At 64.4% G+C, this 14,473-nt stretch carries 9 protein-coding genes and 1 rRNA gene; 6 read left to right on the forward strand and 4 right to left on the reverse strand.

From position 1 onward, the window contains the following. Nucleotides 1–99 precede the first annotated feature (99 nt). A 5S ribosomal RNA gene (gene rrf / locus ACPYOD_RS12565) occupies nt 100–214 on the forward strand. Between the two features lie 577 nt (nt 215–791). Here the strand turns inward: rrf and ACPYOD_RS12570 are convergent. Further along, nucleotides 792–1,553: a hypothetical protein gene (locus ACPYOD_RS12570; protein WP_481302068.1), complete on the reverse strand. Its 762-nt coding sequence runs from the start codon at nt 1,551–1,553 to the stop codon at nt 792–794. 245 nt (nt 1,554–1,798) lie between these two features. Here ACPYOD_RS12570 and ACPYOD_RS12575 point away from each other — a divergent pair, with 245 nt between their 5' ends. Both ACPYOD_RS12575 and ACPYOD_RS12580 read left to right on the forward strand, forming a co-directional pair. Next, nucleotides 1,799–3,400, forward strand: a complete 1,602-nt coding sequence (locus ACPYOD_RS12575; protein ID WP_481302069.1) for an ExeA family protein — start codon at nt 1,799–1,801, stop codon at nt 3,398–3,400. Between the two features lie 2 nt (nt 3,401–3,402). Further along, a complete protein-coding gene (locus tag ACPYOD_RS12580) occupies nt 3,403–4,086 on the forward strand; it encodes a rhomboid family intramembrane serine protease (protein WP_413624998.1) in 684 nt (227 codons plus the stop codon). Here the strand turns inward: ACPYOD_RS12580 and ACPYOD_RS12585 are convergent. After that, nucleotides 4,075–4,812, reverse strand: coding sequence for a glutamine amidotransferase (locus tag ACPYOD_RS12585; protein WP_481302070.1), 738 nt, complete (start codon nt 4,810–4,812; stop codon nt 4,075–4,077). The genes ACPYOD_RS12580 and ACPYOD_RS12585 overlap by 12 nt on opposite strands. After that, nucleotides 4,809–6,623, reverse strand: a complete 1,815-nt coding sequence (gene tfpB, locus ACPYOD_RS12590) for a type IV pilus assembly ATPase TfpB (RefSeq protein ID WP_481302071.1) — start codon at nt 6,621–6,623, stop codon at nt 4,809–4,811. Before tfpB ends, ACPYOD_RS12585 begins: the two co-directional genes overlap by 4 nt. Nucleotides 6,624–6,688: 65 nt before the next feature. Here tfpB and glyQ point away from each other — a divergent pair, with 65 nt between their 5' ends. Both glyQ and glyS read left to right on the forward strand, forming a co-directional pair. Further along, on the forward strand, nt 6,689–7,603 hold the full coding sequence (gene glyQ, locus ACPYOD_RS12595; RefSeq protein WP_481302072.1) for a glycine--tRNA ligase subunit alpha: 915 nt from the start codon (nt 6,689–6,691) through the stop codon (nt 7,601–7,603). After that, nucleotides 7,593–9,737, forward strand: coding sequence for a glycine--tRNA ligase subunit beta (glyS, locus tag ACPYOD_RS12600; protein ID WP_481302073.1), 2,145 nt, complete (start codon nt 7,593–7,595; stop codon nt 9,735–9,737). The genes glyQ and glyS overlap by 11 nt, the downstream gene beginning before the upstream one ends. A 39-nt stretch (nt 9,738–9,776) precedes the next feature. Here glyS and ACPYOD_RS12605 read toward each other — a convergent pair whose 3' ends face one another. Beyond that, nucleotides 9,777–10,379: a helix-turn-helix domain-containing protein gene (locus ACPYOD_RS12605; RefSeq protein ID WP_481302074.1), complete on the reverse strand. Its 603-nt coding sequence runs from the start codon at nt 10,377–10,379 to the stop codon at nt 9,777–9,779. A 796-nt stretch (nt 10,380–11,175) separates the two neighbouring features. Between ACPYOD_RS12605 and ACPYOD_RS12610 the strand changes: the two genes are divergently transcribed. Then, nucleotides 11,176–14,220, forward strand: a complete 3,045-nt coding sequence (locus tag ACPYOD_RS12610; protein ID WP_481302075.1) for a TonB-dependent receptor — start codon at nt 11,176–11,178, stop codon at nt 14,218–14,220. Nucleotides 14,221–14,473: the final 253 nt, after the last annotated feature.

Genomic DNA, 14,473 nt, shown 5'->3' on the forward strand with positions numbered 1-14,473 from the left:
CTTCACCGTCTTATACTTGTCTTCCGGTTACCCCCGGACGCTTGTCACTCGTTTACACCCTCTGTGGAGCCGGCGCTAAAGCGCTGCTCCCACCCCTTCCCTGGCGGCTATAGCGGCGTGGTCCCACCTGATCCCATCCCGAACTCAGAAGTGAAACGCGCATGCGCCGATGGTAGTGTGGCTCAAGCCATGCAAGAGTAGGTCACCGCCAGGGGCTTTATCCAAGAAGGCCTTCCCTTATCGGGGAAGGCCTTCGTCTTTGTGGCGTTGCTGTTGTGCCCACCGGGCACGCACAGCAACAGGTCACCGCCAGGGGCTTTATCCTAAAACCCGGTCTCATCAGAGGCCGGGTTTTTTCTTTGCCTGTGGGAGCCGGCTATGCCGGCGATCCCGCGGCAGCGGGCCACCTTGCCGCCGGCACCCATCGCCGCTGAAGCGGCTCCCACACAGAGCGGGACTCCCCTGCGTGCTTTCGGAAAGCTCGGTCTCGACATGGGCCGGGTTTTTCTTTGCCTGTAGGAGCCGCCATGGCGGCGAGGGAATCTTGCGAGTACGCGGCAGGACGCTCTCGCCGCCATGGCGGCTCCTACAGAGGCCGGCGCCCGTACGGGCACGCCAGGCAGGGAGCTACAACGCTATGCAGATGCAATGCTTAGCTACAATCCCTGCGAACGAAGCATCGCGGATATCGCAGAGTCGACTTTCATACGATTTGATCGTCATGGTCACCTCCCCGTCCTTGTGATCGAACGCCACGACTGCCGTTGCATCCGAAAAGCCGTCCTTGATGGTCAGTTCCGTCCGCCCTTCGGGATACCCTCCATCAGGTGTGAGGAAGTAGCCATTGCCGAGCGACGGATTGCCCTGGCCATGCTGAGGCGCCCACTGTATCTCTCCAGTGGACCCCATTCTGTAGACCTTAGCTCCAGCGAAATAGAGGTTGACGTTGGATAAGAAAGAAAAAGCTTCCGTGTCGGAAAAACCACTTGCCCTTCCTTCTTCGTTGGTGCGGGCTTCAGAACTCCCTTCTTTGGTGCGAGATGCGGATCTGTCTTCCTCAAGCACTGAATGAGTCGACTTTCTGAATCGATTTCGTATTCGAACGTATTTTCGGCTTTTGCAGAAAGATTTTCTGGAGAAGCATCAATAACAAGATAAATAAACGTCGGAAAGTCGTCGAAGATCCAGTAGCCGGTCGTGACCGAAGCGCCTGGGGAAATTGTTGCGTAATGCGCCAAGTTCCCACGTTTCTCTATACTGAACACATAATAGATAAACGGGTCCGAGGAGGCCGGGTCCGGGTTCGGGCCTCGGATCACCAGACCTGTAGACTCGGCGTAACCATAATCTTGCCCGTGTTCATTTTGACGGACAGTCATATTGCAATTTCCGCCGGAACTACTGGTGTCTTTCTCCGATATCCATTGAAAAGGTTCACCCACTCCAATCCTCAACAAAATGGACGGGTAAAACGTCAGCATCTTGAAACCGTGATTCCTGATCGAGAAGTTTGTTTGAGCTGCGGCGATGGCCTTGTAGCGCATCTGTGTCATTTGCCTTTCCTCCATGAGTTCGTTCTGTCTTCTATGTCGGCCGTGCTAGCCCAGAGCAGCGCTGCAGGCGACTCGAGTCGATGCGCTCCTTCGTGACGGTTGGATGAAAGCAATCGGGCAAAGCCGGCTAGTTGTCCGGTTTTGCACATCGAACGATTCGAACCGGAGGGGTCACTCCTCCTAAAACCCGCTGTCCAGCCTCATCCGGCACACCCCGCCTTCGGCCGATCGGCTACAGTAGGCCCATGTATCTACAGACTTTCGGACTTCGCGAACCGCCCTTTGGCGACGCACCGGATCCGCGTTTCGCGTGTCTGTTTCCGCGCGAACGCGAGATCCTGGCGCACGTGGAATACGAGGTCGGTGCCGACCATTCGAGCGTCACCTTGGTGACCGGTGAGCGCGGCCTCGGGAAGACACTCCTCTGCATGCTCATCGAGGCTGACGCGCCGAACCACGGCGTGCGCGCGGTGCGGCAGGGTGGAGGCGATTACGCCCTCGAGACCGTGGCGTGGCTCCGTGCGCTCTATGCCGGATTCGGGCTGCCCTTGCCCCTGAGCGCCGAAGCCAACACCGAGGACCACCTGGTCGACGGCCTCGCCGCGGGTCTGGGCCGGCTGGCCCACCATGTGAGCCACCGCTTCCTGTGGATACTGGACGACGCCGAAGAACTGTCCGACGCCGACCTTGCCATCGTCGCCCGTCTCCTCATCGCGTGCGAAAAGGCAGGTGCCCCGTTCCACATCGTGCTCGTCGGCGAACCGTCGTTGGGCGAGCGTCTTGCCGGTACCGAAGCGCCCTCGCTGGCCGCCCGTATCCGCAGCCGGCTACCCCTGGCACCGCTCAGCGCGGAGGAGAGTGAGCGCTACGTCCGCCACCGCCTGCACGTGGCGGGTACCACGCAGATGCCCTTCAGCCGACTCGGACTGCGCAGCCTGCGCGACGACGGCAAGGGCAATCCGCGTCGCCTGAATACGCTGGCCCACCGCGCCCTGGAGCGCGCCGCCGAGCGGGGTGAAAAGTCGATCGGCGAACGCGCGCTCGGCTTCGTGGTTCGCGAGGCGCTGCCGCAACACGCGCGCTACTGGTTCCGCCGCTTCCGCCGTCCGATCCTGGCCATCGGCATCATGATCGGCATTCTCTTCGTAGGCGGCGCCATCACCTGGTTCCTTACCGGCCACAGCCCCTCCCGGCCAAAGAACCTGGTGACCGTCAGTCCCGAGCAGGCGCTGGCCAAGTTCCACGACGCGTTGCCGGAGCCCGACGTCGGCAAGGTGAGGGTGTGGGGCGAACTCCTGGCCCGCTGGCAGGTCGCGTCGAAGGAAACCTCGGTCGCCAATGCCATCAACTGCGACGCGACCATCTTTCCCGGCTTCGCCTGTGTCAGTGGGCGTGGATCCCTGGACCAGCTCCGCCGTTTCGACCGGCCGCTCGTCCTCGAGCTCGATGATGCGAATGCCAAGCAGCAGGTCCTGCTGGTGGGCGCAGGCGACGAGAACGTCCGCCTGTACCTCGGCGGGAAGTATGTGGAGCTGACCCGAGACGCCTTCCAGCACGTGTGGAACGGCCGCTTCTACGCGGTGTTCAGGGTAGATCCTGCGATGCCCACCAAGTTGTCGCGCGGCGACAGCGGCGAAGGACTGGGATGGATCCTGGCCCGTCTGCCGCCCGCCGGCGTCGCTGCAGCCAACCAGCCGACGAGCTTCGACAGTTCCGTCGAGGCACGTGTGCGTGCCCTGCAGCAGCGCTTCGGCATTGCCGCCGACGGCGTGGTCGGGCCGGAAACGATGTTCGCGTTGTCGTCGCTGGAAGCGGACGGTCCGCACCTGGCACGCGGCGTACCCTGAACGTGTTCGTCCACGTCGACACCCGCCGACGTTCCCGGCTGTGCTGGGCGACGATGCTCGTGGTGATCGTGTGCGTCGTGTGCTTCGTCGCCCTGGCGCTCACCAGTCCCACAGAACGCAAGTCCATCATGCTGCATTGGGGGACCGTGCCCGCCCACCTGTTCGGCACCGGCTTGCCGTTGTGGCAGCAGGTGAGCGACCCGGCGTTGTTGCGCCTGTTCACAGCCACCTTCATTCACGCAGGCTGGCTGCACCTGCTCAGCAACCTGCTCTTCCTGGTGATCTTCAGCCTGCCGGCCGAACGGAGCCTCGGTTCGCCGCGCTTCCTGCTGCTTTTCCTGCTGGGCGGCGTGGTGGCGAACCTGATCGGCGCCATCTCGCTCACCGGCGTGAAGGTGGCGATCATCGGCTGCAGCGGTGCCGTGTCGGCCGTGGTCGGCGCGTATGTCACGCTCTTTCCACGCGCCAAGCTGGGCTTAGTGCTCCCGCTCGGCCTTTACCTCGAATTCGTGCGCGTGCCCGCCTTCGTGCTGATCGGCATCTGGGCACTCGTGCAGTTGCTCTTCAGCTATGCCGGGGCGAGCTACGGTGCCGTCGTGTGGTGGACCCACATCGGCGGCTTCCTGTTCGGCATCGTGTTCGCCCTGTTTTCCCGCGGAGCGATCGCGCGACGCCTACGCGGCTGACAGTTCGCGCGGCGCCATCAGGTGTTCGCGAACGAATCCGCGCAGCAACATACCAGCGTGCGGCGTCGGCACGACGTCCGCGAGCAGCGCTTCCGGCGAATGGCCTTCCCGGCCGAGATCGTCGCGCTTGCGATGGATGTAGGCCCGCATGACTTCGGCGGAAAATTCCGGATGGAACTGCGTGCTCACCGCATGCTTGCCATAGCGCACGAGGTGGTGCGGATCGCGGGCCGAACGGGCAAGCGACACCGCGCCGCGAGGCAGCTCCAGCACGCTCTGCTCATGGGTCGCATGGGCATGGAACGACGCGGGCAGGGCCGAGCCCAGTGCGTCCTTCGCGGCCTCGGCATGCGTATCGATGCGTAACGTGCCCATCTCCCGCCCACCGGGCAGGTAATCCACGCGGCCGCCGAGCGCGTGCGACATCAACTGATGGCCGTAGCAGACACCCAGCATCGGCAGGTCGATGTCCATCGCGTTGCGAATCCATCCGGCGGTGCGTTCGCTCCAGGGCAGCTTCTCCGTGACCATGGACGCGGAGCCGGTGATGACGGCGCCGGCGCACTCTTCCGGATCCGGCAGGCTGTCGCCATGCTGCACGTCGACCACGCGTATGCGCGTCTCGCGCAAGCGCAGGCCGAGGCGGAACCAGCGGGGGAAGTCTCCGTGGCGCGCGCTGATGGTTTCGGGCGCGCGGCCGGTGCGGACGATGAGAACGGGCTTCATGGTTCGATGCTTTCGTCGATGTCGGTCGGGGGCAGTACGTTGAGCACTTCGCTGACGGTGGTAAGGCCGGCGGCAACCTGCATCGCCGCCGAGATACGCAAGGGTTTCATGCCTTCACGCAGGGCTTCGCCACCGAAGCGGCCAAGGTCGAGCTCTGCGGAGATGAGCGAGCGAAGCCGCGATGACATCGGCATCATCTCGTACACGCCCGTGCGTCCGAGGAAGCCGGTTTTCCGGCATTCGAGGCAACCCACGGGCTTGTACACCTGGTCGGGCAACGGAATGTTCCAGCCGTGGGTGAGCACGCGCCACTCGTCGGGATTCTGCGTGGCAACCGTCTTGCAGTGCGGGCACAGCGTGCGCACCAGACGTTGCGCGACAACCCCTGAGAGGGTGGACTGGATGAGGTAGTGGGGCACGCCGAGGTCCAGCAGACGCGTGACGGCGCTGGGCGAGTCGTTGGTGTGCAGCGTGGACAACACGAGATGACCCGTGAGCGACGCCTGCACCGCCATCTGCGCCGTTTCCAGGTCGCGGATTTCGCCGATCATGATGATGTCCGGGTCCTGGCGCAGCAGCGTGCGCACGCCCGCGGCGAAGTCCAGGTCGATGGACGGCTGGACCTGCATCTGGTTGAGGTCCGGCGACACCATTTCGATCGGGTCTTCGACGGTGCAGACATTCAATTCCGGCCGGGCCAGGTGCTTCAGCGTGGAATACAGCGTGGTGGTCTTGCCCGAGCCCGTGGGGCCGGTGACCAGCACGATGCCATGCGGACGCTCCACCATGCCGCGCCAGATGCGGTCTTCCTCGACGGAAAAACCGAGCTGCGCGAAATCCTTCATGACCAGGTCGGGATCGAAGATACGCATCACCACCTTCTCGCCGAAGGCGGTGGGCATGGTGGAGATGCGAAGCTCCACCTCGCGCCCACCGGCCGAGCGCGTCTTGATGCGGCCGTCCTGTGGACGGCGCTTCTCCGCGACGTCCATGCGCGAGAGGATCTTCACGCGCGCCGTCACCGCGGTCATCACCGGCGGGGGCAACTCGAACACCTTCTGCATCACGCCGTCGATGCGGAAGCGCATCTGTCCCGCGTCGCGCCTGGGCTCGAGATGGATGTCCGACGCACGCTGCTCGAAGGCGTACTGCAGCAGCCAGTCGACGATGTGGACGACGTGCCGATCGTCGGCGCCCACCTCGCCGGCCTTTCCCAGTTCGACGAGCTGTTCGAAGTTGATGATCTTCGACGGCTCGCCGCCCTTGGCATCCTGGGCCAGCTGGATGGAGCGCTGCACGCCGTAGAACTCGAGCAGGTAGCGGTTGATGTCGATCGGGTTCGACACCACGCGGCGCACGTCGCGGCGAAGCATGTGGGCGAGGTCGTTCGCCCAGCCCGTGTCGAACGGCTCCGCCGTGGCGAAGGTGACCTCCATCGGCGACGCCGCGACCGGCAGGATGCGGTGGCGCTGGGCATAGGCGCTGCTGACCGCCTGCGTCGCCTGGGCCACGTTGACCTTCATCGGGTCGATCTTCAAGTAGGGCAGGCCGGCCTTGCCGGCGAGCCACTCCATCAGCGTCTCCAGGCTCAGCGGCCGGCCCGGATCGCGGCGGTTGTCGAGCTTGGCGTTGGCGACGAGGACGAGGGGATGCAGCTCGATGGCCGACTTGCCGCTCCGCGACCCCATGCGGACGCGCTTCGCGTCGTCGCCGGTGAGATAGCCGTCGACCACGAGCGAGGCGAGTACCTCGTCGAGTTCCAGCCGTCCGCGGCGCCCGAGGAGCGCGCCGGGTTGCGGATTCACTGCCATCTGCTGCGACCCTGTGTTAATGCCACGCCGCTATACTAGCCCGCTTTCTCAAGGACCCGGGAACCATGTCCGCGCCCACCTTCCAAGACGTGATCCAGACCCTGAACCGCTATTGGGCGGACCAGGGTTGCGTGCTGGTCCAGCCGCTCGATACCGAGGTCGGCGCGGGTACGTTCCACCCGGCCACCTTCCTCCGCTCGCTCGGACCGGAACCCTGGGCTGCCGCCTACGTGCAGCCCTGCCGTCGGCCGACGGACGGGCGCTACGGCGACAATCCCAACCGCTTGCAGCACTACTACCAGTACCAGGTGGTGCTGAAGCCGAACCCGGACGACATCCTCGAGCGCTACATCGGCTCGCTGAAGGCATTGGGCATCGATCCGCTGGTGCACGACCTGCGCTTCGTCGAAGACAACTGGGAGTCGCCCACGCTGGGTGCCTGGGGGCTCGGCTGGGAGGTCTGGCTGAATGGCATGGAGGTCACCCAGTTCACCTATTTCCAGCAGGCCGGCGGCCTCGAGTGCCGGCCCGTCACGGGCGAGATCACCTATGGCCTGGAGCGCCTGGTGATGTACCTGCAGAACGTCGACAGCATCTACGACATCGTCTGGACGCAGGCCCCGCACGGTGTGGTGACCTACGGCGACGTGTTCCACCAGAACGAGGTGGAGCAGAGCACCTACAACTTCGAGCATGCCAACGTGGCGGAACTGTTCCACTGGTTCGACGTCTGCGAGGGCGAGGCGGGCAAGCTGATCGCCGCCGGCCTGCCGCTGCCCGCCTACGAACAGGTGTGCAAGGCCAGCCATGCGTTCAACCTGCTCGATGCGCGCCGCGCCATCAGCGTCACCGAGCGCCAGCGCTACATCCTGCGTGTGCGCACGCTGGCCCGCAGCGTGGCCGAAGCCTACGTGGCACAGCGCGAAAAGCTCGGTTTTCCCGGCCTGAAGAAAGACAAGGAGGCCGTCCATGGCCGATAAGCGACTGTCGCTGCTCATCGAACTGGGCACGGAAGAGCTGCCGCCGAAGGCGCTCGACGATCTTGCAGGCGCATTCGCGCGCGGCGTCGTCGAGGGCTTGGAAAAGCGTGGCATATCCGCCGACTATGCTTCGGCAAAAACCTACGCGTCGCCGCGGCGTCTGGCAGTGCATGTCCCGGCTGTGGCCATAGCCCAGCCGGAGCAGACCATCGAACGCCGCGGTCCTGCCGTCTCGGCGGGCGTGGGCGCGGACGGTCAGCCCGCCAAGGCGCTGATCGGCTTCGCACAGTCCTGCGGCGTCGACGTGGCGGCGCTCGAAAAGCTCGAGACCGACAAGGGCGCGTGGTTCGTGTTCCGTGCCGTGAAGCCCGGCCAGCCCACGGCCGCGCTGCTGCCGGAGATCGTGGCCGAGGCGCTGAAGGCGCTGCCGATCCCGAAGGCCATGCGCTGGGGCGACCGCGACGACACCTTCGTGCGTCCCGTCCACAGCCTGCTGATGCTGCACGGGGCCGACATCGTCGACGGTGAGGTGCTCGGCCTGAAGAGTGGCCGGCTGAGCCTCGGCCATCGCTTCCACCATCCCAAGCCCGTGCATGTCGCCGACGCCGACAGCTGGGTGGATGCCTTGCGTCACGCGCACGTGATCGCCGATCCGGCGGCGCGGCGGCAGCGCATCCGCGAGGAAGTGGCCCGCGTGGCCACGGGCGGTACGCCTCGCCTGTCCGACGGCCTGCTCGACGAAATCGCCAACCTCACCGAGTGGCCTGTCGCCATCGCCTGCACGTTCGAGCGTGAATTCCTCGACGTGCCGCCGGAGGCGCTCGTCACCACGATGGAGACGAACCAGAAGTTCGTGCCCGTCTTCGACGCCGAAGGCCGGCTCACCGAGCACTTCATCGGCGTCGCCAACATCGAAAGCCGCGACCCGGCGGAGATCCGCAAGGGCTACGAGCGCGTGATCCGTCCGCGTTTCGCCGATGCGAAGTTCTTCTGGGACGAGGACCTGAAGACGCCGCTGGCCAGCTACCAGGAAGGGCTGAAGGCGGTCACCTACCAGCAATCGCTGGGCAGCCTGTGGGACAAGACGGTGCGCGTGGCCGAACTGGCACGCGTCATTGCGAATCGCGTGGGTGTCGATGCCGGCCAGGCGACGCATGCCGCCGCGCTGGCCAAGTGCGATCTGCTTACCCGCATGGTCGGCGAGTTCCCGGAATTGCAGGGCGTGATGGGGCGCTACTACGCCACGCGCCAGGGCATCCCAGCCGAGGTGGCCGATGCGCTCGACAGTTTCTACCAGCCACGCTTCGGCGGCGACGACATCGCCGCCGGTGCCGTGGGCAGGGTGCTGGCCGTGGCCGAACGCCTCGACACGCTTGCCGGTATTTTCGCCGTAGGCCTGAAGCCCAGCGGCAACAAGGATCCGTTCGCGCTGCGTCGTGCCGCCCTCGGCCTCGCCCGCACCCTGATCGAGGGCGGCCTGGACATCGACCTTCGCGCCGCGCTGACCGAAGCGTTCGAGCTCGTGCCGGAAGCGGCCCTGGCCGCCGGCGTCAAGCCAGGGAAGGACGGCAAGGCGCCCGTGGTCGACATCGGTGCCCGCCGCCGCGACCTGGGCGACGAGGTACATGCGTTTGTCCTCGAGCGCCTGCGCGGCTATTACGCCGACCAGGGCTATTCGGCCGATCAGTTCGAGTCTGTCCTCGCCGTCGCCCCCGCCACGCTCCCCGATTTCGACCGCCGCCTGCGCGCCGTGGCCGAGTTCGCGCGGCGTGACGAAGCGGCAAGCCTGGCCGCGGCAAACAAGCGTGTGGCGAACATCCTGCGCAAGCAGGCCGAGGAGCCGGGTGCCGCGCCCGTCGAAGGCCGCGTGGACCCCGCTTATTTCGAACTGGATGCCGAACGCGACCTGCATGCCGCGCTGGATGCCGCACGCGCGGACACGCGCGCACTGTTGGCGCGCGGCGACTACACGGGTGCCCTGGCCCGCCTGTCGGCGCTGCAGGCGCCGGTGGACCGCTTCTTCGACGACGTGCTGGTCAACGCCGAGAACCCCGCGGTGCGCGCCAACCGCCTCGCACTGCTCGCGCAGCTCAAGGCCAGCTTCGGCGCCATCGCCGATATCTCGCGCCTCTGAAGCCCGGCGCCTTCGCCTGAGCGAAGGCGCCGGCAGGGCTCAGGCTGCCACGCCCTGGTCGTCCTGGATCCGCGACACCAGGGTGCGGCGGAAAGCCACCATGCGGTCCGCGTAATCGGCCTCGCCGGAGCGGCCGAGAATCGAGTACATCTCGGCGACGAGGTCCGCGTGGCGCACCGGTGAGAAGCGGCTGCCGGTCATCTCGATGTCGGACTGGAGCAACTTCATCGCCGCCGCGAGCCGGTTCGGGTCCAGCACGCTATTGTTGTGCCTGGCTGTCGTTTCGCGGCCGTCCGCCGTCTCGCTCGATCGTCCGTTCCTCGACGATACCTCGTCGGTGGAACCGTCCAGCATCATCGGGCCCTCGCCAGCGGCCAACCAGACCAGGGAAAGTCCCAGCGTCTTGGCCATGGTGACGCAACGGCCACGCGAGGGGTCGGTGTTGCCATCGCGCCAACTGCGCACCACGCCTTCGGAGAATCCGCAGCGGCGCGCGATCTCGCTGACACTGCCTGACATCTTGATCACCGCGCGTACGCGGCTGGCGAACGAGGAAGTTGCCGCCGAGGTCTCGGCGCGACCGGTGTCCAGGCCTCTGCTGGAGGCATCAGCCAGGACGGATCCCCGTGAGTTTTCGTTCATGCGAATACAACCTCGTTTTTCAGATGACCGCCCCCCGGCGATGAGCGCTCAACGCACCAACCTGCACTTCGGTGTACAGGAACTTGCCTTCGGAAGTCTTTCATCGGTTCGCGATGGCGACTTCGCCGGCTAACCGCTCGCCGGAAAATGCGGCGGAAAGCACTATTTCTACTAGGAACGTTTCCTAGGCAAAAGTCCCACGTAGGCCGGAAGTCACGCCTGAGTCTCCGGGTAAGTGCCCGTTGCCATGGGAAATTCGCTCGCACGGTGCGCAAGCGCACGCAGCAAGCTGTTGCACCGACAGGTAAAAACTAAGAGTTTTTAATATTGCGGGGGTGGCAATCCGTTGCGTATATAGCTTCAGTCATCCCTTGACGGCGTGACGACAAAGCGCCGCAGACCGTCCTTGATCGGCAGGGACGTTTTTTTTGCGGAACTGTTTCACTCGTAAGAGAAATTCTCCAGGTATCCGGCGGTTGCAAGAGGCGATCGCCGAACAAAATGTAAGAAAATCCGCCGGTCCCGTGTAAATAATTTGTTGACACGGGCGTCCGCGTGCGCCTAGATTCGGCGTCGACGACCCTGGACGATCCCTTCCCCATGGACTTTGGCGGAAGATTCGACCAGCGAGTCCATGGTTTGTCGGACGCAGGCCACCGGGGCGACGCACCTCTCTGGGAGAGAGAAAGGGCGAAGGCAATCCCCGCAATGCATTCGAGTAAGCCACTTTTTTCCGGCTTCGGTCGGTTTTGCTCGTTTTCAGGCCCGGTTTAGGGCTGATCTGGGGAGATTTGCAATGAGTTCTCGCAGCATCCGGCAGGCATCCGTCCTGCGTCACTCCGCGTTGGCCTTGGCCCTCGCGATCGGTCTCGGCGGCACGGGCGTCGTTCTCGCCCAGTCGACCACCGGTAACATCTTCGGTAACGCCCAGCCTGGCGATACGGTGCAGATCAGCGGCTCCACGGGCATCACCCGCGAAGTGCCGGTCGACGCGTCGGGCCGCTATCAGTTCAACAACCTGCCGGTCGGCAGCTACCAGGTCGACCTGAAGCGCAATGGCGCGGTCGTCGACTCGCGCAAGAACGTGAGCCTCACGGTCGGCAAGGGTTCGGACGTTTCGTTCACGGCCCCCGCCTCTGCCGGCGGCGCCCAGTCGCTGGAGTCGGTGACCGTCACCGCCAACAGCCTGCCGCCGGTCGACGTCTCGACCGTCGACTCGCGTACCGTCATCACCTCGGAGCAGCTGGCCAAGCTGCCGCTGGCTCGCACCGCCGAAGCCATCGCGCTGCTGGCGCCGGGCGCCGTTGCGGGTAGTGGCTACTTCTCCGGCCCGACCGGTAATGCGCTCGTCTCGATCGGCGGCGGTTCCGTCACCGAGAACGCGTACTACATCAACGGTTTCAACACCACCGATCCGCTCAGCGGCTTCGGCGGTATCACCCTGCCGTACGGCGCGATCGACCAGCAGGAAGTGCTGGCCGGCGGTTACGGTGCCGCTTACGGCCGTTCGGCCGGCGGCGTGATCAGCCAGGTCGGTAAGCGCGGCACGAACGAGTGGCATTTCGGCGCGCAGATCCTGTGGGAGCCGCGTGGTACGCGCTCGACCTCGGGCAACGACCTGTACATCATCGATGGCCCGGGCACGAAGGCGGGTCAGGTGTACAACTACAATCGGAAGGACACCCAGATGCGTACGGTCGAGTCGGCCTACGTGGGTGGTCCGCTGATCAAGGACAAGCTGTACATCTTCCTTGCCGCCGAACAGGAGCGCCTGAACCAGGACACCTATAAGTCCGCGGACACGGGTGCGTACTACGATCGCAAGTATCGCAATCCGAAGTACTACGGCAAGATCGACTGGAACATCAACGACAGCAACATCCTGGAAGTCACGGGCGCTTCGAACAAGTCGAACTATGACGCCAATGTCTATGCGTTCGACTACGGCACGCTGACCCGCGGCGATCGCATCGGCAAGGACACCTCCGGCGTGCCGCTTAACAAGAGCGGCGCGGATCTGTACACGGCCAAGTTCACGAGCTACATCACCGACGACCTGACTCTGTCGGTGCTGTACGGCAAGATGCACGGCACGTACTACAGCCAGGTGCCGCAGACGCTGACGCCGCACATCATCAATCCGAATCTGCAGAACCCGGATCTGAATGGCGGCGCGCCGAACGGAATCAACAACGAGAACCCGTCGACCCGCGTCTACGACCCGCAGCACAAGTCGACCAACCGCAATCTGCGCGTCGACCTGAGCTACCACATCGGCGACCACACGATCACCGGTGGTATCGATAACCAGGACGTGCGCGACCAGAACGACGGCCTCGGCACCTCGGGCCCGGGTTACGCATGGGAATACAACACCGCCACCGCGGGTGAGCCGATTGCCGGTGCGCCCGGTGGCAGCACCTACGTCGGTCCGCCGGACGCCCAGGGCTACTACGTCGATCGCTACGTCTACGTGGCTCGCGCGTCGGTTCGCGTGAAGCAGCGCGCGCAGTACCTCGAGGACTCCTGGCAGGTCAACGATCGCTGGCTGGTGAAGGTCGGCCTGCGTAACGACCAGTTCACCAACTACAACGGCGACAGCCAGCCGTACCTCACCCTCACCAAGCCGCAGTGGGCTCCGCGCCTGGGTGCGACGTGGGACGTGAATGGCGACTCGAGCCTGAAGATCTACGCCAACGCGGGTCGTTACTACCTCGCGCTGCCGGCTTCGGTCGCGCTGCGTTCGGCCGGCAACTCCCTGTACACGCGTGAATACTTCACCTACACGGGTATCGACGGGCAGGGCATTCCGACCGGCCTGACGCCGATCGAAACCGCCACCGGTGGGCCGATCTCCTCGAACCGCGAATACGGCGTTACCCGCGACCCGGTGACCGCCGCTTCGCGTGGCCTGAAGTCGGAATACCAGGACGAGTTCATTCTCGGCTTCGACAAGACGCTGGGTGACAAGTGGGTCTACGGTGCGAAGGCGACCGTGCGCAAGCTGAAGAACGCGATCGACGACGTCGGCGATGCCGACACGATTACGAACGCGCTCATTCGCCAGGGCGTGGATCCGGCGACGATCGGTCCGGTGGCGGGCAGCTACCTGTTCAACCCGGGTCGCGCTTCGGACTTCCTGGTGCCGAACCTCAACGGCGGCTACTACACCGCTCACGTGAGCAACGCCGATTTCGGCTTCCCGCACCTCAAGCGCAACTACTACGGCCTCGAGATGTACCTCGAGCATCCGTTCGACGGTAAGTGGTACGGCAAGGTCGACTACCTGTATTCGAAGAGCTACGGCAACTCGGAAGGCCAGGTTCGTTCGGACATCGGCCAGACCGACGTCTCTGCAACGGTGGACTGGGATCTCCCGTCGCTCATGGAGTACTCGAACGGCGAACTGTCGAATAGCCGCCGCCACGTGCTCAAGGCTTACGGTTCCTACCAGCTGACCGACGAGTGGATGCTGTCGGGCAACGCGACGGTCGCCTCGGGCGCGCCGAAGAGCTGCCTCGGCTATTACGGTTCGGACGAGTCGGATCCGACCGGTTACCAGTCGTACTACCACTACTGCTACGGCGAACCCTCGCCTCCGGGCAAGGCGGGTCACAATCCGTGGACGTTGCTGGTCGACCTGAGCGCCGAGTACCGTCCGCTGTGGGCTGACAAGAAGCTTGCCTTCAACGTCACGGTGTTCAACGTGTTCAACGACCGCGAGCGTCTGGCGACGTATCCGCAGGCCGGCCGCAGCGATGCCGTCGATCCGAACTACCGCACGGCGCTGTTCCAGACCACGCCGCGCTACGCTCGTTTCGGCGTCACCTACGACTTCTGATCCATCGACGTCGTAAGCCCGTATCACGCTTCTCGGAGCGTGATGCGGGGACTACAAGGGCGCCACCTCTCGGTGGCGCCTTTTTTTTGGACGATGGGAAAGTTTCGCAAAATCAAACGATTGCCCGTTTTCGGCAAGTCTGACTGCCAGCTTTCCGCCCGCTTGGAAAAGGCATTTCCTGTCTAGTTCGTCACTTGACTTTTCCAAACGCCCATTTGCCGGTATGCTCACAAGTTCCCCCCGGAGGCCCGGT

It is taken from the genome of Luteibacter sp. HAY1-4A (assembly GCF_056755355.1).

Excerpts from the sequence above, each read along its gene's own strand:
- ACPYOD_RS12570 (WP_481302068.1), bottom strand. The coding sequence starts at position 1,553 with ATGACACAGATGCGCTACAAGGCCATCGCCGCAGCTCAAACAAACTTC.
- ACPYOD_RS12575 (WP_481302069.1), top strand. The coding sequence starts at position 1,799 with ATGTATCTACAGACTTTCGGACTTCGCGAACCGCCCTTTGGCGACGCA.
- ACPYOD_RS12585 (WP_481302070.1), bottom strand. The coding sequence starts at position 4,812 with ATGAAGCCCGTTCTCATCGTCCGCACCGGCCGCGCGCCCGAAACCATC.
- tfpB (WP_481302071.1), bottom strand. The coding sequence starts at position 6,623 with ATGGCAGTGAATCCGCAACCCGGCGCGCTCCTCGGGCGCCGCGGACGG.
- glyQ (WP_481302072.1), top strand. The coding sequence starts at position 6,689 with ATGTCCGCGCCCACCTTCCAAGACGTGATCCAGACCCTGAACCGCTAT.
- glyS (WP_481302073.1), top strand. The coding sequence starts at position 7,593 with ATGGCCGATAAGCGACTGTCGCTGCTCATCGAACTGGGCACGGAAGAG.
- ACPYOD_RS12605 (WP_481302074.1), bottom strand. The coding sequence starts at position 10,379 with ATGAACGAAAACTCACGGGGATCCGTCCTGGCTGATGCCTCCAGCAGA.
- ACPYOD_RS12610 (WP_481302075.1), top strand. The coding sequence starts at position 11,176 with ATGAGTTCTCGCAGCATCCGGCAGGCATCCGTCCTGCGTCACTCCGCG.